At 45.0% G+C, this 21403-nt stretch carries 19 protein-coding genes; 12 read left to right on the forward strand and 7 right to left on the reverse strand.

Annotated features, from left to right (window positions below):
• Positions 1-251: 251 nt before the first annotated feature.
• The 3 genes from IQ263_RS15540 (at position 252) to coaBC (ending at position 2716) form a co-directional block, all read left to right on the forward strand.
• Positions 252-878 carry an alpha/beta hydrolase gene (locus IQ263_RS15540; protein ID WP_194068216.1) on the forward strand — a complete coding sequence of 209 codons (627 nt, stop codon included), beginning with the start codon at positions 252-254 and terminating at the stop codon, positions 876-878.
• 47 nt (positions 879-925) lie between these two features.
• The gene (gene isiD / locus IQ263_RS15545) at positions 926-1138 is read left to right on the forward strand and encodes a protein IsiD (protein WP_006632739.1); all 213 of its coding nucleotides are present in this window, start codon (positions 926-928) and stop codon (positions 1136-1138) included.
• A 378-nt stretch (positions 1139-1516) separates the two neighbouring features.
• The gene (coaBC, locus tag IQ263_RS15550; RefSeq protein WP_194068217.1) at positions 1517-2716 is read left to right on the forward strand and encodes a bifunctional phosphopantothenoylcysteine decarboxylase/phosphopantothenate--cysteine ligase CoaBC; all 1200 of its coding nucleotides are present in this window, start codon (positions 1517-1519) and stop codon (positions 2714-2716) included.
• 16 nt (positions 2717-2732) lie between these two features.
• Here coaBC and IQ263_RS15555 read toward each other — a convergent pair whose 3' ends face one another.
• Both IQ263_RS15555 and IQ263_RS15560 read right to left on the reverse strand, forming a co-directional pair.
• Positions 2733-3122: a helix-turn-helix domain-containing transcriptional regulator gene (locus IQ263_RS15555; protein WP_194068218.1), complete on the reverse strand. Its 390-nt coding sequence runs from the start codon at positions 3120-3122 to the stop codon at positions 2733-2735.
• Complete coding sequence (locus IQ263_RS15560; RefSeq protein ID WP_333195225.1) at positions 3091-3447, reverse strand: type II toxin-antitoxin system RelE/ParE family toxin; 357 nt, start codon at positions 3445-3447, stop codon at positions 3091-3093. The genes IQ263_RS15555 and IQ263_RS15560 overlap by 32 nt, the downstream gene beginning before the upstream one ends.
• A 142-nt stretch (positions 3448-3589) precedes the next feature.
• On the opposite strand from IQ263_RS15560, the gene IQ263_RS15565 reads away from it, so the two are divergent.
• Positions 3590-4063, forward strand: coding sequence for a hypothetical protein (locus IQ263_RS15565; RefSeq protein WP_194068219.1), 474 nt, complete (start codon positions 3590-3592; stop codon positions 4061-4063).
• Positions 4064-4293: 230 nt separating this feature from the next.
• Here the strand turns inward: IQ263_RS15565 and IQ263_RS15570 are convergent, their stop codons facing one another.
• The 3 genes from IQ263_RS15570 to IQ263_RS15580 form a co-directional block, all read right to left on the reverse strand.
• On the reverse strand, positions 4294-5364 hold the full coding sequence (locus IQ263_RS15570) for an aromatic ring-hydroxylating dioxygenase subunit alpha (RefSeq protein ID WP_194068220.1): 1071 nt from the start codon (positions 5362-5364) through the stop codon (positions 4294-4296).
• On the reverse strand, positions 5364-6050 hold the full coding sequence (locus tag IQ263_RS15575) for a class I SAM-dependent methyltransferase (RefSeq protein WP_194068221.1): 687 nt from the start codon (positions 6048-6050) through the stop codon (positions 5364-5366). Before IQ263_RS15575 ends, IQ263_RS15570 begins: the two co-directional genes overlap by 1 nt.
• Before the next feature lie 297 nt (positions 6051-6347).
• On the reverse strand, positions 6348-8300 hold the full coding sequence (locus IQ263_RS15580; protein ID WP_194068222.1) for an FAD-dependent oxidoreductase: 1953 nt from the start codon (positions 8298-8300) through the stop codon (positions 6348-6350).
• Positions 8301-9028: 728 nt separating this feature from the next.
• Here IQ263_RS15580 and IQ263_RS15585 point away from each other — a divergent pair.
• Entirely contained in the window at positions 9029-11401 is a 2373-nt protein-coding gene (locus IQ263_RS15585) for a CHAT domain-containing protein (protein ID WP_194068223.1), read from the forward strand.
• Between the two features lie 95 nt (positions 11402-11496).
• Here IQ263_RS15585 and IQ263_RS15590 read toward each other — a convergent pair whose 3' ends face one another.
• Positions 11497-12306 (reverse strand): SDR family NAD(P)-dependent oxidoreductase, encoded by an 810-nt coding sequence (locus IQ263_RS15590; RefSeq protein WP_194068224.1) that lies wholly within the window; start codon positions 12304-12306, stop codon positions 11497-11499.
• 202 nt (positions 12307-12508) lie between these two features.
• Between IQ263_RS15590 and IQ263_RS15595 the strand changes: the two genes are divergently transcribed.
• The gene (locus IQ263_RS15595) at positions 12509-12682 is read left to right on the forward strand and encodes a hypothetical protein (RefSeq protein WP_194068225.1); all 174 of its coding nucleotides are present in this window, start codon (positions 12509-12511) and stop codon (positions 12680-12682) included.
• 206 nt (positions 12683-12888) lie between these two features.
• Here IQ263_RS15595 and IQ263_RS15600 read toward each other — a convergent pair whose 3' ends face one another.
• On the reverse strand, positions 12889-14319 hold the full coding sequence (locus IQ263_RS15600) for a carotenoid oxygenase family protein (protein WP_194068226.1): 1431 nt from the start codon (positions 14317-14319) through the stop codon (positions 12889-12891).
• Between the two features lie 293 nt (positions 14320-14612).
• Between IQ263_RS15600 and IQ263_RS15605 the strand changes: the two genes are divergently transcribed.
• The 6 genes from IQ263_RS15605 to IQ263_RS15630 all read left to right on the forward strand — a co-directional run bounded on the left by IQ263_RS15605 (position 14613) and on the right by IQ263_RS15630 (position 21312).
• Positions 14613-15647 (forward strand): S66 peptidase family protein, encoded by a 1035-nt coding sequence (locus tag IQ263_RS15605; RefSeq protein ID WP_194068227.1) that lies wholly within the window; start codon positions 14613-14615, stop codon positions 15645-15647.
• Positions 15648-15763: 116 nt separating this feature from the next.
• The gene (locus tag IQ263_RS15610; RefSeq protein WP_194068228.1) at positions 15764-16528 is read left to right on the forward strand and encodes a class I SAM-dependent methyltransferase; all 765 of its coding nucleotides are present in this window, start codon (positions 15764-15766) and stop codon (positions 16526-16528) included.
• Positions 16529-16853: 325 nt separating this feature from the next.
• The gene (locus tag IQ263_RS15615) at positions 16854-17855 is read left to right on the forward strand and encodes a cytochrome c oxidase subunit II (RefSeq protein WP_194068229.1); all 1002 of its coding nucleotides are present in this window, start codon (positions 16854-16856) and stop codon (positions 17853-17855) included.
• A gap of 78 nt (positions 17856-17933) precedes the next feature.
• Positions 17934-19739, forward strand: a complete 1806-nt coding sequence (gene ctaD / locus IQ263_RS15620; protein ID WP_194068230.1) for a cytochrome c oxidase subunit I — start codon at positions 17934-17936, stop codon at positions 19737-19739.
• 370 nt (positions 19740-20109) lie between these two features.
• Complete coding sequence (locus IQ263_RS15625; RefSeq protein ID WP_194068231.1) at positions 20110-20733, forward strand: cytochrome c oxidase subunit 3; 624 nt, start codon at positions 20110-20112, stop codon at positions 20731-20733.
• Positions 20734-21030: 297 nt separating this feature from the next.
• Entirely contained in the window at positions 21031-21312 is a 282-nt protein-coding gene (locus IQ263_RS15630; protein WP_194068232.1) for an HNH endonuclease, read from the forward strand.
• The last annotated feature ends 91 nt before the right edge of the window (positions 21313-21403 follow it).

Below are 21403 nucleotides of genomic sequence, written 5' to 3' on the forward strand. Positions count from 1 at the left end.
TGGAACAGTATAGTCTGGGGGATGAGGAACCGTTGGCGCGGGTTTATCTGAAGGAAATTGTGACTGTTTTGTGAGTGGCGGATTGCTACTTGGATCGGGTCGCAGTGCAGCCTAAAGTTAACAGTTAGTCAAGTGCGGATTGACTTAGGTAAGGTGTGCTGCGGCGCAGCCGGAGCGTTAAAAATTTGGTTTTACTCGCCACGACAATTTATAATTGTAGTAATGCCAGATTACCAATTACTAACACTATCATGTCTTTACAATTTATTAGCATTCCGCCAACAACCGATCGCCAACCTGTCGCTTTGATTGTCGCTTTACACGGGTGGGGTGCTAATGCTCGGGATTTGGCGGCCTTAGCACCGGCTTTCAATTTGCCGGATTATCAGTTTGTGTTTCCCGATGCCCCGTTTCCCCATCCCCAAGTAACGGGGGGCAAAGCGTGGTATGACCTTCAAAGCAAAGATGCTGGGGGATTGGTAGAAAGCCGGCAATTGCTGAGGGAATTTTTGCTTTCTTTGGAAAGCAGCACGGGCGTGCCTTTGTCTCGCACGATTTTAGGGGGCTTTTCTCAAGGCGGAGCGATGACTCTGGATGTGGGATTGACTTTGCCGGTAGGGGGTTTAATTTGTTTGAGCGGTTATTTGCATTCGTCGATTTCGCCCGCTGCGGGGAGTGCTTTGCCGCCTGTTTTAATCGCGCACGGTACTCAAGATACTATTGTGCCGATTAGTGCTGCGGTGCGATCGCGCGACAGTTTGACTGCTTGGGGATCTCAGGTGCAGTATCGAGAATTTAACATGGGACACGAGATTCTACCGGAAGTTGTAGATGTAATGCGAAGTTTTGTTGTAGAAACTGTGTCGAAATGTGATTAAAGGCTTAGTATATAGTATGGCGGAAGTCTAGGGCAGGGGTAAAAAACATGAAAACTTTAACCAAAGCATCGCGCGATATTGCTGTACTTACTTCTCAAGACGTGGCAGAATTGGCTGTCCGTTTGGAGGTTGACGATTATACTGATCCTTTTGAGGGATTGAATGATTGGCATTTGTTGCGATCGCTTGCCTTTCAGCGGCCGGAGCTGGTTGAACCTTATCTCCACCTTCTGGATATGGAAGCCTACGACGAAGCATAGGCTTAAAAATCTAGCTTAAAATTTTCGACGGAATTGAGGAAGAAGTTAGCAGCATTTTTTGTTGTGGATTGAACAGATGAGTTATGGATTGTTGTCTGTTTTAATCTCAACTTCTTTCTTGATTTTTTTTTATGATAGGTGAAGGAAGAAGTCATTAGTCATTAGTTATTAGTTATTAGTTATTAGTTATTAGTTATTAGTTATTAGTCATTAGTGCTGTCCCCGCCGAGCTTTCCGTCCAACGTCATCAGGAAGAAGGAAGAGGGAAGAGGGAAGAGGGAAGAAGGAATTAAGAGATGCGAGGGGCAATTATCGGGAATGGTTTCAGAAATTCATCAAGTTTTCATAACCTAGAAGGTTGCTATATTACAAAAAATCATGAAGGGCAGACGAATTTTAATCGGCGTTAGTGGCGGGATTGCGGCTTACAAAGTTTGCGAAGTCGTTTCAACTTTAGCAAAAGCTGGAGCTGAAGTTAAGGCGATTCTTACTGAGGCTGCGGGGGAGTTTGTAACGCCTTTAACTTTTGCTACTCTTTGCCGCCATCCTGCTTTTACGGACAAAGATTTTTGGCAAGCAAATCACGGTCGCCCGCTGCACATTCAACTGGGAGAATGGGCGGAAGTTTTTGTGATTGCTCCTTTGACAGCTAATACCTTGGCTAAGTTGGCTGGGGGTTTTGCTGATAATTTGCTGACTAATACTGTTTTGGCTTCTACTTGCCCGATTTTGCTGGCACCGGCGATGAATACGGATATGTGGGAACAGCCTGCGGTGCAGCGGAATTGGCGGGAGGTGCTGACTTATCGGCGCTATCACGCGGCGAATCCGGGGGCGGGAATGCTGGCGTGCGATCGCGCGGGTGTCGGCCGCATGGCAGAACCTTGTGAGATTTTGCCTCACATAGAGTCGCTGTTGTATGCGAAGGGCGATCGAGATTTAGCGGGTAAGCGGGTGTTAATTTCTGCGGGAGGAACGCGGGAACACCTCGATCCGGTGCGGTTTATCGGCAATCCTTCCACGGGCAAAATGGGCATAGCTTTGGCGCAAGCCGCACTGCACCGTGGCGCGACAGTGACGCTGGTACACAGTATAACTGGGGAATTGCGGCTGTCAGGTGTGCGGGCGAGATCAGTTACGAGTGCAGAAGAAATGCGGCAGGCGATGCTGCAATGCTTTCACGATGCGGATTTGACGGTGATGGCGGCGGCGGTAGCGGATGTGAGGCCGGCTGAGTACAGCAGTGAAAAATTGCCGAAGCGATCGCTCCCGAATTGTTTGCCTTTGGCACCGGTAGCGGATCTTGTGGCAGAGTTGGGAAAATTGAAACAGCCGCATCAAAAACTCGTCGGGTTTGCAGCACAAACTGGGGATATTGTCAAACCGGCTTTGGAGAAATTGCGATCGAAGAAACTGGATGTAATTGCCGCCAACCCGATCGACAAAATAGGTGCAGGTTTCGGCAGCAATACCAATCAAGCAATATTAATTAATGCCGCCGGCAAGCAAGTAGAAATTGCACCTTGCAGCAAACTAGAAATGGCTCATCGGTTGTTTGATTTTGTGCTGGAAAGGTGAGAGCGCGATTTACTTCTTAACTTGCATTAGCTGGTTCGGGCAATAATTCTGATTCCCCCATTTCCGTTGATATCGAATCAGCGGGCAACTCAATACCTGCGACAGTAATTTCTAGTTTAAATCCTAACGCTTCGAGCAATTCTACCAAACTGTAAATTTCCAAACCGCCGCTTTCAGTCAGCATTTTGTCAAGTTTTTCGTGATGTTCTTTTGCTGACTCCGAAAGAGCATTCATCCTGATTTTAGCCTCAACCACCTTTCTGATGGCATTTCTCAAAAGTGCGGGTTCAGGGTCTTTTTCTTCCAAGATAGCCCCGATAAAACCACCAGCGTGTTCGGCATCTTTGAGAGATTCAATTAGAGACTCGTAATAGCTATCGCTGGTAGGCATTTTCATTTCTTTCATAGTCGGCCGAATACTCCTTCGCTTTGAGAATATCTTGTTCTTGGGTACTTTTATCCCCACTACAGAGCAGAAGCACAATTGTCCCTCCTATTTGTCTAAAATAAATCCGGTAGCCAGGGCCGTAGTTAATCCTAAGTTCACAGACACCATCTCCAACTGACTTATAATCCCCCAGATTGCCGAGACTAACTCGCTCAAGCCTTGCATCAACCTTAACTTGGGCTTTGCCATCTCGTAGGGCGTAGTACCACTCTAAGAAAGGAATCCTGCCATCAGGTCGGATGTAACGTCGAATTTCACGCTTGTTGTACTTCCATAATTTTATCGTAATTGATTGACAATTCCTATCGTAAGTGCGATGACAGTGCATTAAGTGGGCAAATCATACTTAAGACAGAGGCATTCTACCGACAAAATAGTAAACCTTGTTTGAGGAAACAAAGTTTAAATCAAACAGGGGATTGTGAATGAATTTTAAATCGATCGCAAAAACCAATCTACTATTCGGCAGCCTGATAATTAGCCTCGGATTGCAAGCACTTCCAGCAGCAGCGCAATCAGTCACCGACGCGCAAGTTTCCGCCCTCGTAGAAGCGCTGCGACAAGCCGCCCCGCCACAAGCCGCAAATGACGGAATGTACAGTCAGTGGCAAGTTTTACCAAACAATATTTCCCGCTGGGCCAAATTCTGTACCAAACAAGATTTAACACCCCAACAATTTGAAGCCGACGCGACAAAAGCCAAATCAATTGTTACCTGTATCGTGGGCGATTTGCTGCGCGACGAATACAAAGCTAGCGGCAACAATGAATTAACCGCTGTACGCCGCGCCGCTTGCTGGTGGATGACTGGGGAATCCGCAGCTTGCAAAAGCGGCGCAACTGCTACTTTTGCGGAGAAAGTTGTCAAGGTTTACCAGCAGCAGCGCGCTAAAAAGTAAAGTTTGTGCTGGCGGAATTTAGATTTTTGAGGTTCGATCGTTCGGACTTCAGTCCTTCTTCCGAGTCAATCGGGACTAAAGTCCTGACTACAAACAAACCTGCCTCATTTTTTTGAAAAAGGCTATACAATTTATACCCAATCCTGGTTTTGGATATTCTTTATGAACCAGTCGGTTTTGGGGCCGACATCGTTTGTGCAGACGCGGTTTCAACCGCCGAATCATCTAAATTACCCCTTTTCTGCCTGATTTCTCATCAACTTTTGCACGCTACCCAAAGCCCGATTTAATTCGTAACTCTTTCTTTCTGAATTATGCAAAAAAGCCTGCTGTTCTTCTTCAATCATCAACACATCCTGCCGCACCAAACCATCTAATAACTTTTGAGCCGCACCGAAACAACTATCTTTAATAAACCTGCGAAACCAAACAGGCAATTTGTGCAGCCGCCAAAACGCATTTAATGAGGTAAAATGAATTAAATAAGCGCGAGTTTCTGTCTCGCTTACCGGGCCAACTAAGCAGTAAATTTTAAAGTCGCTTCCCAAGGTTGAAACCCAGTGCGGGTAAACGTAACTAACCTCTAGCGGTTCCGGGTGCAGCTTCCGCAGAGATTTAAAAAATAACTGGGAGATTGACCAGATTTTATCTATTTTGTAATAACTTTGCGCCTGATAGCGGGCGGTTACTTGATGCGCGTCTTCTGTTAAAGTATCTAATACTGGATTGGCCCAAGCTTGCAAGTCTTCATGCAAGTGTCCGTGGTACATATCCATCAAGTTTTCAATTAAAAATGAATAGTGGGCCTGACAGTCGATGACTGAAACTGTGGCAATATAATTGAGATGTTCCCACTCTGGTAAGTCTAATAAATCTATTTTTTGGGCTTGGGTTGCATCGCCGGGAAACAGCCAGATAAAACCGTTTTGTTCTTGGACTGGATAGGAGCGAATTTTGCAGTTAGGTAGCTTTTGATTTTCTGCTAAATAATCGACTTCGGCGCATTCTCCGCTTGTATTTAACCGCCATCCGTGGTAAGCGCATTCGATTAAATCGCCTTTGATTTTACCGTGGCTGAGTTTGACTTGTCGGTGCGGGCACCTGTCTTCTAAAGCGTTGATTTTGCCTGCACTGTCGCGGAAAAGCACGATCGCCCGATGCCACAATATCACGGGTAGTGGCTGACTCTGTACCTCTGTGCTGCGGGCGACTGCATACCATTGCTCCAAATTAATGCTCAACTCGCGGATGTGACTATTTTTTTCCCGCGCAGATACTGATTTTATCCCGTTGTTTTGCATTACAGATTTTCCCAAATCACGCCCATAAAACAATCCAATCTTACAAAATAACAGCCGGGAAAGCAACGACCGTACATTTTTTTAAATCTCCCTTCTGACAAATACCTGTCACTGGCTAAATGCTTCAACCAGCTTGGCGACAATCTAAATTTTAATAATCTTGAAGCATTGCGAAATCCGTATTTGGAACAGTCGGGCATAAAATCTCTCGCTGCACCTACTATGTAGCTGATTGTAGCAGGTGTTTCGACTTCCGAGACATTATCTAAAAAAACAATCTTTCCCTGCTCATTCAACAGTTTTTTAATTAATGATAGAGTGGCGGGGAGATTGGGGAAATGGTGAAAGGTGGAGTCACTAACTATTAAATCAAATTGGCTATCGACCTTTAAATGACTGGCATCCATTTGGATGTATTCGATATTGGGGGACGAGCGTTTCTGACGGGCGATATCCAGCATTTTTGCTGACAAATCTACCGCCACTACCCGATCGTAATACTTAGCTAATTCCCAAGCCAAAATTCCCGAACCGCAGCCAATATCTAATGCGGTACCTTTAGAGGACGATAGGTTTTTAATAAAGAAATCGTTCTGGCTTTGCAAGGTTGCAGCAAAATCGTATTCTGTTGCAAAAGCATCAAATATTACAGATTTAGTGCGATTTTTCCAGTTAGTTTTCAGCATCTATTATTGCTTTATACTCGTTCAATAGTTTAACCGCAGATGCACCCAGATAAATGCTGATGATTTTTTTTCAAGCTGTGTCTTTTGGGTGCAGCGAAACCGCGGCCACAAACCGTAACTCATCTGAATTCCTGCTAATATTACCAACTATCCTCAGCAAGGCGATCGCTCTTAATCCTCTAATCAAGGTGTTTGTAGTGAAAAATTTAATGCTCGCCTTAAAAATCAGAAGACTTGCATTCCTCACTACAAACCATTTTTAGCGGACATAATATAAAATCCGCCCCGCTGCACACCTTAGATTTTCAGTACGCCTTCGGGATTCACCGTCAACAGCGATCGCCTCTGCAAACCTTCCTCATATAATATCGCATTAGCTGCTAACAAACCGCTGCTCACAGCCCTTTCCATTAAACCGCAAGGAAACGGCATTTTCACCCAATCTCCGGCAAACAAAAGATTAGGTACAGCGCAGCTAGTGTCTGGCCGTTCCGCATAACTACCGGGTGGATAACCGGAGAAATTCTTTTGATTTACCAATTCCCGGTGCAGCAGAGTCGCCGCTTTTAATTCCGGTACAATTTCATACAATTCTTCCTCGAAAGTAGCGAGCAAAACTTCCTGGTTGGGAAATTCTTTCTCCTTGTAACAGTAAGCGTGCAGTTCCACTACGCTACCGCCAGTTTTCTGATGCCACTCGATGAATTGATCTTGAATTTTGTGGTAAAGTGTGATGCTGTCAGTCAGTTTGTAGCCGGAAAGCGAACTAAAATTGCTGTGTTCCCAGGGAAAATCGCGATCGAACCAAAAACGGCCCACCGCAAACGGATCGGCTATTTTCAAGCCCTCGATTCGGCTCTGCACCTGTTGATTTACTTCACCGCTAGCTAAACTAAACAAATGCTGCATCCCAGGAACATCGGCAGCAAAAACATAGTAATCAGCCTGCAATATTTCTCCCAATTTTTGCGGTTGTGATTTGTTTACTGCTGCTGCCAACTGTACCTCATCTGCTTTTTTATCGACTACCTTAAATCTGGGTAAATCCCGCTGAGCAGGCCCGCTCACAACTCGTCCCTCAGCATCAAAAACTGCTCCGTGACAGGGACAGTGAAATTGACCGTCGTTTTGTTTCTGAACTGTGCAGCCTTGGTGAGTGCAACTTAGAGAAATTGCTTCTTTTCCTCCAGGGGCGCTGGCAAATACGCTGTCTCCCGCGCCGAAATATTCTGTAGAGTTGCTGTCAGTTAACAGCGCGTTTCGTTTGACCCAAAAAGGCACTTTACTTTGCACGTCTCCCGACTGATAACTCAGAGAATCAATCCTGCCGTTTTCCCAGTGAATATTGCTAACTGCGACATCTGTTAATACTTTGCCACCTTTGCTTTCAATGGCTCTGGCAATAGGCTGCACCAAACTTGTACCCATATCTTGCCGCGTGCCGTTGAAGGCCAAACCTTCGGGATTTCCGAAAAAGTAAAAGTGGAAAAATTGCATTAATTCTCCGACGCTCAATTTGTCGGGAGCGTTAAGGCTGGATTTGGCAAAAGGCAAAAAATACAAGTCGTAAAGTCCGCGCGGAAATTCACCTTTTACCCAGTCAGCAACTGATATATTGTCGAGACGAGCGAAAGTTTTTTGCGTTTGAAAGCCGCCAATTTCTCGAAACACTTCCCAATGAGCGGGTTTTGTCAGGTTGATTCCCCACTTGAGACGGTTGGGAGAAGATATCGCCAGGTCAACTATATTCCAGGGGAAGGCTGAATGGTTGGGACGGAAAACTTCGGGTTTGTATTTGCCGTCTCTAAACAGGACGGCGTAGGATTCCAAAGATACAAAATTATCGGTAATTTCTAATTCTTCAACTACACTTTTGAGGTTGTAATATTGCGGAAAAAAACCGTGGAAACCGTGTTCCATCATAAAAGTTTCGTTCCCGACTTGTATCGGCCAACTAGCTATTTTGCCTCCGAGTTGGGGCGATTTTTCTAGTAGCGTCACCGCGAAACCTCGCTGACACAGTTCGTAAGCGCAGGCGAGCCCGGCTAAGCCGCCTCCGACAACTGCTACGGTTTTGCGGTTATTCAGCATTCGCGGTAAGTCAAGAGAATCTTGACCAAAAACGGCGGGTTCTGGCTTGGAAAATCGAGAGTAGCCCAGCAGCCCGCCGGCGGTACCGACTCCGAGGATTTTGAGGGCGGTTCTTCGAGAAATTGGTTGGGATTGTGGTGGATTGGTTGATTGACTCATCAGCGATACGCGATAACGGGCTTTAAACACAAGGACGCCATAAGGCATAATCATAGACCGAAATCAGGCTATGTGAAGAAATACTAAGATATATCCCCCGGATCGCCTTTGACACGCCCAAAAACCCATACCCTGCCACGTACTCCTGCTGTGGTTCCAAATTTTAGACGGAAGTTCAAGCTTCCAGATTTAATGCTGCAAGTAAATCTCTGATGCTTCAATTGACTGTTATTTGTTATTTGTTATTTGTTATTTGTTGTTTGTTGTTTGTTGTTTGTTATTTCTTATTTGTTGATTGCGATCTGTTATCTGTTGAGTTAGAAGGGTTAAAAATTCCAAATTTCGCCCTAATTATTTCGTTGATTCGAGAGTCCGACAGGGGTTGTTCACCTTGGTTTCATAGCGAAATCCCTCTTTTATAGGACTAAAATTACTCGCAGTTTCTGTCAGATTTTACAGTCGGTTTCAACTGAAATGTTGCACCATTCTCAATTACTTGTTTGGGAACAGGCTCTCCGGCCTGTTCCGCAAGAAAATTCATCTTTTGTGGAACGGGCCGGAGAACCCGTTATTAACTCTTGTGCAAAATGTGATTTTTAACCGATTATTGCTATAATACGGTGGTTGCAAACCCTGTCGGACTGTCGGTATAACGCGCGATCTAGTTGACAGCAATATCCTATAAAACAAGCCTTGTCCGCATAAAAATTTCTCAAAAACCAGAATCAATGAATATACAAAAGTATAAAAATTGGTTGATATTAGCAGAAATAACAGCATTTTTATGCTGCTTGCAAGTGCCTGTTTCTGCTAGGATAGCAGGTGCGATCGCCCCTAAAACCAACAGCCAACTAATCGCCGCCCAAAATCTCCAATCAGCCGGACTTTACCGCCAAGCTTGCAATAGTTTGCTCCCTGTTTTAGAAATTGGTAATTTCAACTGCCAAAGCTTAATCGACAATCAACTATCTCCGACAGAAAAGGCGACAGTTGAAAACTTGGCAGACACGGAACTCAGCGCATCGGGATTGAGAACTTTAGGCGATGTACTGCGCGTCACGGGTGCTTTGAAAACTTCCGCAATCATGTTAAACCGCAGTTTAGAAATTGCCCAAAATTTGCAGTTAAATGAAGCTATCAGCGCCGCTTATCTCAGTTTGGGAAATCTCCAGCGATCGATCGCCAAACGGCAAGAAGATATCCGCAAGGATGCTAAGGTTCATTATGCCCAAGCTTTGGAATTTTACGAAAGGGCGATCGCCCTTGCTGCCCAAACCGAACAATTGCAAGCTAAATTAAGTAAACTGAGCCTGCTTGTGGAAACTCAACCATACTCAGATATCAGCAATTTGTGGCAAGAAATCCAGTCAAAAGTTGACAATTTGCCCGTCACCACTGAATCCATCTATGCCCGCATCGACTTTGCCGAAAGCCTGACTTGTTTGAAAGTGCAAACAATGGAGCGATCGCACATCGAGAAAATCTTACTACCTTTGTCGCCTGCAGTCCAACACTGTGCTGTCGCAGCCAAAAGTCAAACCCTAGGAAACCCAGAATTAATTTATGTTGCGAAACTATTGGCATCCGCAGCCAAAGATGCTACAAAATTAGGCGATTTGCGAGCAGAATCCTACGCCAAAGGCAGTCTCGGCGAATTGTACGAAATCACCGGACAATTATCCGATGCCAAACAATTAACCGCAGAAGCTTTAGGTATTGCACAGTCAATTCAGGCGGCGGATATTGCCTATCGGTGGCAGTGGCAATTAGGCAGATTGACGGTGAAAAGTAAGGGAGACAAAAAAAATGCGATCGCAGCTTATCAAGCATCAGTTCAAACCCTCCAATCTTTACGCAAAGATTTAATTGCCGTCAATCCCGACGTGCAGTTTTCCTTCCGAGACAATGCCGAACCAGTTTACCGCCAACTCGTAGATTTACTCGTGACAACTGAGGGAAACACTCAACCAAATCAAGCAAATTTAGAACAAGCAATCCAACAGATTGACGCACTTCAACTAGCCGAAATCGAAAACTTTTTGCGGTGCAGTTTATCTCCTACCGTTGCCATCAATCAAATACCCGATCCTGAAGCTACACTAATTTATCCAATTATCTTAGAAGACAAAATAGCACTGATTTTTCAAGTAGCAGGAAAACCCCTAACATATCGCGAAACTCCCGTACCTCGAAAAACAGTAGAAACTACCCTGCAACAACTCCGAAAAAATTTGCAAACACCGGGAAATAATCCTGAAGTAATAGCGGATGCCAAAAAAGTGTACCAATGGTTGCTCGCACCGCTGAAACCCGAACTCGACAAAAATCCTCAAATTGAAACATTAGTATTTGTCCTCGATGGCGATTTGCGGAACATCCCGATGGCGGTGCTTTACGATGAAAAAACCGAGCAATATTTAGTACAAGATAAATATGCGATCGCCATTTCCCCGCAACTCACACTTTTTGCACCTCAACCGCTACAACAAAAACTAAAAGTCTTCGTCGGCGGCATCGGTCAATCGCAAAACATTGACGGTAAACAGTTTGAAACCATCCAAAAATTAAAGGAAGAATTAGAAGGAATTAGCCAAAAAGTTCCCGCCAGTCAACCCCTGCTTGAGGCCAATTTCACCAAAGCCAATATTCAAAATAAGCTTCAAACAGGCAACTTTTCAGCAATACACCTAAAAACTCATGGCGAATTCAGTTCAGACCCAGATGAAACCTATATTGTGGCTTACCAAAAACTCCTGAAAGGTCAAGATATCGCTAATTTAATTGAAACCGAAACTCCGCAGCAGCAAACTAATATTGAATTGCTTGTTTTGAGTGCTTGTCAAACTGCATCGGGAGATAACAGAGCAGTTTTAGGACTTGCGGGAATAGCGGTGCGTGCGGGGGCGCGCAGCACTTTATCAACTTTGTGGGAAGCGCAGGATGCACCAAATACGGAACTGATGTTACGGTTTTATGAGGAACTGTCGAAACCCGGAATGACTAGGGCAAAAGCGCTGCATTTTGCACAAAAGTCTCTGTTGGAAAGATATGAGCCGGCGAATATTTGGGCGACATATATTTTAGTTGGCAATTGGTTGTAAATTAACAGGTTTGTAGTGCGGACGGTCGTCCGCACTACAAACCGTTTTTGTTACAGTAATCGACTAGACATCATATTAGTCGATCGCGCGTTAGCCTAAGCCTCGCGCAATTTGCGATCGTCCCGCGCTCCATTGCGAAGTTTTGGAGTTGCCATCCGCAACACAAAATCCAGCAACCAAGGAGCAATTCGGTGACACAAAACTGCTAGATGACTTTGGTATCCCACCAAGATTTCCGGCGCATCTTTGTGCAATCCCGCCACAAGCGCTAGGGCAACTTTTTCGGGAGTTGTGGGCACTACCCACCGGAATTGTTCCAAGTCTCGCACCATATCGGTATCTGTTAGAGATGGCAATAAAGCTGTGACTCGAACATTGTACTGAGTTAACTCGCTACGCAAGGCTTGGGTGAATCCCAAAATTGCAAATTTTGTAGCAGAATACGTCGCCATTGTCGGAGCCGCAATTTTGCCCATCAAGCTCGAAACATTGACAATTGTTCCCTCTTTTTGCGCCGCCATTCGCTTCGCTATTAAGCGGGTAATTGTGTAGGTTCCGAGCAAATTTAAGGCGATTTCTTCCTCGATTAACGGTAGCGGGGCACGCAAGAATGATGCTTGGTGTGCTACACCCGCACAGTTGACTAGCAGGTGAATTGGGCCGCAATCGCGCCAAGCTTGGGCGATCGCAATATTCACCGCTACTGACTGAGTTAAATCCAAAGCTAAGGGTACTATTTCTGTACCAAAAACATCGATTTCCTCTGCCAGTTCAATTAATTGCCGGCGGTTGCGCGCTACTATCACCAAGCGTTTGATTCCTTGTCGCGCTAATTCCAGGGCGATCGATCGCCCAATTCCGCGCGAAGCTCCTGTCACTAGAGCTGTTTTTCCTTGAAGTTGCATACATTAAACCCTCTGGATTTGAAGTGATCGCCGCGCGCGGAGTTATAAGTTGCGAGTTATGAATTTTGTGGAGTTAATTCAAAACTTTTGAATCGCCAACGCGCGCGGGATTTAAACTCAACTAAACCGTGACTTATGCAAAAAATCCTTCGATGTGGTATTGCTGTAAGGTGCTTGTGGGCGAACCGTACAAACAGAGTTTGTGCATAAGTCCTCTAAACTTTTGGTTTGGCAGAAATTTGCTAGAAATTTGCCAGAAATTTGCCAGAAATTTGCCAGAAATTTGCCAGAAATCTGGCTGCTATACCTTACTCAAGCAGACAAACTTGAGATTGTAAAACAAGGTAAGAAATCTTACCGAATTTGGTTGGCTTAATTCCCCTGTTTGGTTAGTCAGCGCAGGCGGACTTTGTTTGTGCAGCCGCGAATTATATTCGCCGGGGATTTTTGAGCAATATAGAGCATCAATCACATACCTCCTAGATATGAGTTTTTCGCTTCTACACACACCTTAACAACTTGACAGAAAAGTGGCAACAATTTTTAATAAATCTTCCGCAACACTTCTTGACAATTTTCTCATCAGGCGGATTTCCAAGTACCGTGAAAGCTCAAAGGTATGACACCGGGCAATTCTAGCTGACAAATAGGAGCGCTGTTTAGTCTGTCGCTGTCAAATATCCAGACTTCGCTGCTATCAGAATTCCCATCATAAACAACTGTCAAAATCCAACCTTTCTCCGAGGAAATATCTGGAACGTAGACGGGTTCTGTGGGATAGCGATTTTCGCCGCAATCGGCAATTGTGAGATTTCGGGTTTGTGTGTCCAAACGGGCGATCGCCCCGTAACGTTCCGCTACAATATCAACATCAGACCGATACATTGCCAGATAAATATACCGCGAGTCTTGACCAATCTCGGAAGCAGGTACAACCGGAAACTCGCAAGCTTTATCCAACAATTGTTCGGCTGCTATCACCTCGGCAGTTTCAGGATTTAAACATACCCGCCACAGAGAACCTTCCGCGTCAGTGCGAGTTTCACCTGTCGGTACTTCTTTCAGTCGCTGATTAGTTTGAAAGTCAGCGAAACGCACAAAATCTACCGCCACCGAACCATCTTCTTTGACAAAACCGTTAGCAAAGTGCCACTGAAACCAAGCATCAGTTTCGCCACAACTAACTAAAGACAGAGTTTCCGAATCAATAACTAATATCTGCGTTTTTAACTCCGGTTTCCAGTCAAACGAGTCGCCATAACTGCTAATTCCAGCTAACACTGGCAAAACATTGAGTCGCACCGGCGGCACAAAAAATATTAGATAGTTTCCCGCCAAAACAAAATCGTGTACGAGAGAAATTCCCTTTAAAGGAATAGTTGCTTTTTGCACGATTTTGCCCGTACAATCGCTTTTATACAAATTCAACTTAGGACTCGCACTGCTGGTAATTCCAAAGTTAAAAATATTGCCAGTAATCGGGTCGCGCTTGCAGTGAGCTGAATAAGAAAATTTACTATCTAAATTGCCTAAATTGTCGATTCCTTTAGTTTGCAGAGTTTGCAAATCTAGGCTGTGAGGTGGCCCGCCTTCCCATAATGCCAAAAGGCGATCGGGCAAAGCAAAAACTGAAGTATTGGCAGCATTTTTAACAGATTTAGTCCACCGCAACCACGCAGGCCCCGGTGCTGTCATGCCATAATTAGTGTAGATAAATCTATTAGCTTTTTCTTCAGCTAAATATCCCGCTGTTTGCACGTAGCGATAAACAGCAGCAGCACCGACATCGGTAAAATGAACTGCCAAAATTGCACCGTCGCCATCAAACCAGTGTCCCGCAGTCATGCCGCCGCGTTCCAAACGTCCGGGCCCGTTGCGATAGAGACTGCCGCGCAATCCGTCGGGAATTTTACCGCTTTTAACCGATAGCTGAGTCAACGGAAACTCCGCAGCCGGAGTGGCTAAAGCTTTAGCCCAGGATTTTTTAGCTGAGATGTTAGTGTCTGTTTTCATGTTAAACTGGCAATTTTTAACTGGGCTGGCAGCAATTTCAATATACAATTATATAGCCTTTCTGTGCTCTCATAGGAGGTACTATGCGACCTAGGGCATAGGTGTCCGTGGGCACAGGGCATAGGGCATAGGGCGATCGAACCGCTATAGCAGAAGTTATCTATAGCCGTTCTCAAGCGAGTCAAGTATTCACCAATTAATTAATAATTCCTCAAATATAAAATTTAAAACTCGTACGCTCGCGAAACCGAAGTATCTAAAATTTCACTTAATAGAAAAATGGTATAACATTTATGACTCTCCCCCGCCGCTATGTGCTCAGAACTTTTGGGTTGACTGCTATGGGCACGATATTTTTGCCGTTGGCGAAGCCCTTGAAGAGGATCGCCCAAAACAACATTTTCCCCCAAACAATTATTAAGCCTCCCCGCCTGCAAGTCGGTGATACAGTTGCTTTAATCAATCCTGCCGCTTTCAGTTACGAAAAAGAAATCCAAGATTTTTTTAAAGTATTGGATAACTTGGGTTTAAAAGTTAAACTGGGAAAGCATTTTTACGATCGCTACGGCTATTTAGCAGGGAAGGATGCCGATCGCGCCGCCGATGTCAACAGCGCCTTTGCCGATAACTCAGTGCAAGCTATTTTTACCGGGATGGGCGGCTGGGGCTGCAACCGAATTTTGCCGCTCCTAGATTACAACATTATCCGCAACAATCCCAAAATAATTATGGGATTCAGCGATATTACAGCACTTTTATTAGCGATTCATGCTAAAACTAATATAGTTACTTTTCACGGCCCTTTAGGTGTCTCAAGTTGGAGTCCCTTTACAGTAAATTACGTCAAAAAAGTTTTGTTTGACGGAGGTGCTGTCACCATGCAAAACTCCCAAAGCGTGCAAGTTCAAGTTATCCGGCGCGGCACAGCTAGGGGAAAACTAATCGGCGGCAATTTATCAGTAATTGCAGCAATGGTAGGCTCTACTTATTTGCCGGAATGGGAAAATAGTATTTTGTTTGTCGAGGAAGTGGGCGAAGAAGTTTATCGAATCGATCGAATGTTAACGCAGCTTAAATTAGCGGGCATTCTAGATAAAATATCCGGTTTTATTTTCGGACAGTGTACCAAGTGCGAAGCTGAAAAACCGCAAGAGTCCTTAACCTTAGATCAAGTGTTGACGGATCTGATTCGCCCCTTGAATATTCCCGCGTGGTACGGTTCCATGACAGGACACATTCGGGATAAGTTCACTTTGCCGATCGGCAAAGAAGTCGAAATCGATGCAAATTCTGGTACAATCAAATTATTAGAATCCGCTGTCAATTAAATAGTGAAATATTTTCGCTCTTGCCGAGGCAGAGCCTCTGGATCTGCGTTCCCAGGCAGAGCCAGGGAACGAGAAACAACGAGCCAATATTCAAACACAAAATCCGAAATATCGTCGTGAAAAAAGCCGCACAGTTGATTAAACCATTAACAGTAATAATCCTGACAATTATTTGCCTGTTCTCCCAGACTGCTTGCACCGCAGCACAAGCAAATAAAATTGTCGGCAGCGACACCATTTATCAGCAGCGAACCGTCCACAATCCCGACGGTATAGGCAAATTTTACATGGGTCGAGAAATTGCCCAAGTCATGGGATATGAAGGCGCTGGTTGGCTGGAAAGACCATCTCGCGGCATGGAAGAAAAATCCGCTCGATTAGTCAACAATCTCGATTTAAAACCAACTGATATTGTAGCAGACATTGGAGCCGGAACCGGGTATTTTAGCTTTCGCATCGCTGCCCTAGTTCCCGAAGGAAAGGTTTTCGCCGTTGACGTGCAGCCGGAAATGATTAATTTTCTTGAGTTGAACAAAAAAGAAAAAAATATTACTAATGTTGAGCCAGTTTTGGGCAGTCTTGACAATCCGAATTTGCCGGAAAATAGCGTGGATTTAGTTGTGATGGTGGATGCTTATCACGAGTTTGCATATCCCAGAGAAATGATGGAAGGAATTGTCAAAGCACTCAAGCCGGGAGGGCGCGCGGTATCGATCGAGTATCGGGGCGAAAATCCAATGATTCCCATTAAAGGCTTGCACAAAATGACCCAAAAACAGGTAAAAAAAGAAATGGCCGCCGTCGGTTTAGTATGGAAAGAGACAAAAGATATGTTACCCCAGCAGCATTTAATGGTGTTTGAGAAACAATCTCAAGTTTAGTAACAAAAAATACCAATTGTTTACCATATTTTCTAAGTTTTGTCAAGGGACATAAACCGTATTAATTTGAACGAGCGATCGCCAAAAAAAACTCATCTCAGTTTCACAAAAAAATGTTACCGCTCCTCTTAGCTCCAAACCCTTAGAGCATAAGTCATTCCCCATCAAAAATATCAAATCAGCAATCAAAAATGGTATAAGCCTTAAGTAAGCATTAAGATAGGGATTGCACTCAAAATGTCAATTTACAATTAAAAATTGACAACCCAGAGTTGCTTCCCTAATTGTTCAAGCGAAGAAGTGTCGCTACTACTAAGGTATCAGCGTGAACATTCCAAGTTCCATCATCACCATGCTCGCCGGTATCGGAGTGACTCTGATCAGTCTCTGGTACGGGCAGAATCATGGTTTAATGCCGATCGCCGCTTCTGAGGAGGCCTCCCAGGTAGACGGACTCTTCAACACAATGATGACCATTTCCACCGGACTATTTATCATGGTTCAGGGACTGCTGATCGTTGCTGCAATTAAATACCGCCGCCGTAAAGGAGACAACACAGACGGCCCGCCTTGGCATGATAACTTTCCTTTAGAAATTCTATGGACAGCCTTGCCAGCGGTGATAATTTTAGGAATCGGAGTCTACAGTTTTGAGATTTACAACTCAATGGGAGGCCTCGATCCGATGGGCAATCATGACCACGGCACCATGCAATCGCAATCTCAAATGCGCGGAAGTGCGATCGCGGCCACACTGTCAGATACACCCCAAAACGCCCCTAAAATTCCCTCTCAAAAGCTCGTTGCTCTTGGCGTTGGCGCATCCCCAAAAAATGAAAATAAAGCACCAGACTTAATTGTAAACGTCATGGGTTTGCAGTATGCCTGGATTTTTAGCTATCCAGAAAGCGGTGTCAGTTCCGGCGAACTGCATATGCCAGCCAACCGCGACGTGCAGCTAAATATTGCAGCTCAAGACGTGCTGCACGCATTTTGGATGCCGGAATTTCGCCTCAAACAAGATGCAATTCCCGGCAGGCCGAGCGAACTGAGATTTACAGCAAATAAAGTCGGCGAATACCGGATTGTTTGTGCAGAATTGTGCGGCGCTTATCACGGAGCGATGAAAGCTTTAGCATTCGTTCACACCCCCGAAGACTTCGATAATTGGGTCAAGGAACAGCAAATTGCTAGCACTCAAAACTTAGAGGAAGCAATAGCAATTAATCCTGGGGAAATGTCAGACGGAGAATTTTTAGCTCCCTACGTCAGGGAAATAAAAATTAATCCAGAAACCCTAGAAAAACTTCACCCAAACCATCACTAAAAATAGTCATTAGTTCCTGGCAATTGGTCTTCGATCCAAAGCTAATAACTAATGACAAATAACTAATGACGAATAACTATGACACAAGCACAGTTCCAAGAAACTGCCAACCTTGAGGCTCGCGGCACAGCGCCGGCCGACAGACATTGGCGAGATTACTTCGGTTTTAGTACCGACCACAAAGTAATCGGTATTCAATACCTAGTTACAACATTTTGTTTCTATCTAATCGGCGGCGTGATGGCGACAATAGTGCGAACCGAACTCGCCACCCCCGATAGCGATTTTGTCACCCCCGAACTCTACAACAGTTTATTTACCGTTCACGCCACGGTGATGATCTTCCTGTGGATCGTACCAGCCGGAGCTGGATTTGCTAACTTTTTGATCCCCTTAATGATTGGGGCAAAAGACATGGCATTTCCTAGGCTGAATGCGGTTGCCTTTTGGTTAATTCCAGTAGGCGGCGTATTGCTGCTGAGCAGTTTTTTGGTGGGAGCTCCGCAGGCTGGTTGGACTTCCTATCCGCCTTTGAGCTTAGTTACTGCTCAAGCCGGAGAAGAAATTTGGATTCTCAGCGTCTTGATTCTCGGAACTTCTTCGATTTTGGGAGCGGTGAATTTTGCCGTTACCATCTTCACGATGCGGGTTCCGAGCATGAGTCTCAATGAAATGCCTTTGTTTTGCTGGGCAATGATTGCGACGGCAGCGCTGACTTTAATTGCTACTCCAGTGTTAGCTTCAGCTTTGATTTTGCTGTCGTTTGACTTGTTAGCGGGGACGGCATTTTTTAACCCGACAGGTAACGGCGATCCCATCGTCTACCAGCATTTATTCTGGTTTTATTCGCACCCGGCAGTTTACATTATGATTATGCCCTTTTTTGGGGTGATTTCAGAAGTTTTGCCGGTGCATTCGCGCAAGCCAATTTTTGGTTATTTGGCGATCGCCTATTCCAGTCTCGCGATCAGCTTTTTGGGCTTAATCGTGTGGGCGCACCATATGTTCACCAGCGGCACTCCTGGCTGGCTGCGGATGTTTTTCATGATCACAACTATGATCATCGCCGTGCCCACTGGGATTAAAATATTTAGCTGGTTGGCCACTATTTGGGGAGGAAAACTCCGCCTAGTTAGCGCCATGCTATTTGGGATGGGTTTTATCTCAACATTCGTCCTCGGCGGCATCACCGGGATCATGGTAGCTTCCGTACCTTTTGACATTCACGTTCACGATACTTATTTTATCGTCGCTCACTTACACTACGTGCTGTTTGGCGGCTCAGTGTTTGGAATTTACGCTGCTTTTTACCACTGGTTCCCCAAAATGACTGGGCGGATGCTTAACGAATTTTGGGGTAGAGTTCACTTTGTTTTAACCTATGTGGGCTTTACTGTAACTTTCTTGCCAATGCACGCTTTGGGGATGCAAGGAATGCCCCGGCGGGTGGCAATGTACGACCCGAAATTTACCACGATTAATGTCATTTGTACGATCGGCGCTTATATGCTGGCAGTCTCGACAATCCCGTTTATTGTTAACGTGATTTGGAGCTGGAGATACGGCCCGAAAGCAGGCGATAATCCTTGGGAAGCTTTGAGTTTGGAATGGATGACGACTTCGCCACCGCCGATCGAAAATTTTGAAGGAGTGCCGGTATTAGCAACCGGGCCTTACGATTACGGCATGGAAAAAATTCAGCATACTGGGGAACGTCTCAGGCTGAAGTTGAGGGAAAATGCCACCCGCAACGCCAAGAAAGAAGGTATTCCGATTGCAGAGGCTCAAGCTTCAACTTTCTTTGGCGGTACTGCAACTTTAGTCGCTCCTGAATCGGAAATAAAAGCTGATTCTCCTGCAGATGAAAGTCAAGATGACAATTAGTCATCACTTATGAGTCATCAGTCATTAGTCATTAGTCATTAGTTATTGCTCGTTGCAATAGTAGAACTTTGAACTAATGACTTTTGACCGCACAGCAGCGATGTACAGATAATTTTTTTCTGTCTCTTCCCTCTTCCTTCTTTCTTCTTGCTGATGACGTTGTACGGAAAGCTCGGAAGCAACAGCAAAACATGACTAATGACTAATGACTAATGACTTCTTCCTTCTTCCTGATGACGTTGTACGGAAAGCTCGGAAGCAACAGCACTGATGACTGATGACTAATGACTGATGACTGATGACTAATGACTAATGACTAATGACTAATGACTTCTTCCTTCAAAATCCCATTACCAACTAGCAATTTATCATGCAACAAATTCCAACGATAGATCCAGAAAAAACAGCTCTCAATTACCACCACAGCGCCGAAATAGAAGGGCACGAAGAGCATCCCGACCACCGAATTTTAGGGGTGATTGTGTTCTTGGGCGCTGAAGGCATGATATTTTTCGGTATGTTTGCGGCCTATTTGATTTATCGAGCGATGGCCCCGGCGTGGCCGCCTGAAGGTACGCCCGATCGCGAGTTATTGCTGCCGGGAATTAATACCATAATTTTGATTGCTAGCAGTTTTGTGATTCATAATGCGGATACTGCAATCAAAAAGAATGATGTGGCGGGTATGAGGAATTGGTTGCTTGCAACTATCCTCATGGGCGTAGTGTTTTTGTGCGGTCAGGTTTACGAATATACTCATTTAGAGTTTGGCCTGACAACTAATTTGTACGCTAGTTGCTTTTACGTTTTGACTGCTTTTCACGGCTTGCACGTTACGTTTGGAGTGCTGCTGATGGCCGGGGTAGTTTGGCGATCGCGCGTGGAAGGTCATTATTCTAGCGAACACCACTTTGGCATCGAAGCGACCGAGATTTACTGGCACTTTGTCGATGTGATTTGGATTGTTTTGTTTGTACTGCTGTACGTGATTTGAACCTGTAGGTTTTTCTACTTAGGGAGCAGGCAAGAAGGCTGCCCCACCAGAAATTAATATGACCCCCCGTTGGGGGTTTTTTATTGTTTGCAAAGTGCGATCGACCTTTATATCGTTTCCGGTTGCATCGGAATGATTTAACCTTACTAGAACACAGAGAACACAGAGAGATTAGAGAGAAATGAATACAGGACGATGAAGAGAGGAATTGATATTACTCACTTTCTGAAAGCCGATCGCCCTAAACTACGCTAAATTAAAAGAAGCAATTGCCTATCAAACAGCATTGAAAAAATTATGCAGTGCGAATTGTGCGATCGACAAATGGCAGCATTAACCGCCCATCACCTCATCCCCAAACAAAACACCAAGCGGAAAAACGAAGATCCCAGCCCGACGATCGACATTTGCTCAGCTTGTCACCGCCAGATTCACTCTCTATTTGAGAACAAACACCTCGCCCAAGAGCTCAACACCCCAGAAAAGCTCAAAAATGACCCCCAATTCCAGAAATTTCTCTCTTGGGTGAAGAAACAAAAAACCGACAAACGCATTCAAGTACACGGCAAAAAAGCTTGACAATGCAAAACTAGCACTCAGATATAGCCTTTTTCAGAAAGATGAGGTACTATGCGGCATGGGGCATGGGGCATGGGGCATAGGGCATGGG

Origin of the sequence: Tychonema sp. LEGE 06208, assembly GCF_015207505.1 — a bacterium.
Lineage (GTDB): Bacteria > Cyanobacteriota > Cyanobacteriia > Cyanobacteriales > Microcoleaceae > Microcoleus.

Bases quoted from the DNA above. Each gene is read 5' to 3' on its own strand.
- IQ263_RS15540 (WP_194068216.1), top strand. From the start codon at position 252: ATGTCTTTACAATTTATTAGCATTCCGCCAACAACCGATCGCCAACCT.
- isiD (WP_006632739.1), top strand. From the start codon at position 926: ATGAAAACTTTAACCAAAGCATCGCGCGATATTGCTGTACTTACTTCT.
- coaBC (WP_194068217.1), top strand. From the start codon at position 1,517: ATGAAGGGCAGACGAATTTTAATCGGCGTTAGTGGCGGGATTGCGGCT.
- IQ263_RS15555 (WP_194068218.1), bottom strand. From the start codon at position 3,122: ATGAAAGAAATGAAAATGCCTACCAGCGATAGCTATTACGAGTCTCTA.
- IQ263_RS15565 (WP_194068219.1), top strand. From the start codon at position 3,590: ATGAATTTTAAATCGATCGCAAAAACCAATCTACTATTCGGCAGCCTG.
- IQ263_RS15570 (WP_194068220.1), bottom strand. From the start codon at position 5,364: ATGCAAAACAACGGGATAAAATCAGTATCTGCGCGGGAAAAAAATAGT.
- IQ263_RS15575 (WP_194068221.1), bottom strand. From the start codon at position 6,050: ATGCTGAAAACTAACTGGAAAAATCGCACTAAATCTGTAATATTTGAT.
- IQ263_RS15580 (WP_194068222.1), bottom strand. From the start codon at position 8,300: ATGAGTCAATCAACCAATCCACCACAATCCCAACCAATTTCTCGAAGA.
- IQ263_RS15585 (WP_194068223.1), top strand. From the start codon at position 9,029: ATGAATATACAAAAGTATAAAAATTGGTTGATATTAGCAGAAATAACA.
- IQ263_RS15590 (WP_194068224.1), bottom strand. From the start codon at position 12,306: ATGCAACTTCAAGGAAAAACAGCTCTAGTGACAGGAGCTTCGCGCGGA.
- IQ263_RS15600 (WP_194068226.1), bottom strand. From the start codon at position 14,319: ATGAAAACAGACACTAACATCTCAGCTAAAAAATCCTGGGCTAAAGCT.
- IQ263_RS15605 (WP_194068227.1), top strand. From the start codon at position 14,613: ATGACTCTCCCCCGCCGCTATGTGCTCAGAACTTTTGGGTTGACTGCT.
- ctaD (WP_194068230.1), top strand. From the start codon at position 17,934: ATGACACAAGCACAGTTCCAAGAAACTGCCAACCTTGAGGCTCGCGGC.
- IQ263_RS15625 (WP_194068231.1), top strand. From the start codon at position 20,110: ATGCAACAAATTCCAACGATAGATCCAGAAAAAACAGCTCTCAATTAC.
- IQ263_RS15630 (WP_194068232.1), top strand. From the start codon at position 21,031: ATGCAGTGCGAATTGTGCGATCGACAAATGGCAGCATTAACCGCCCAT.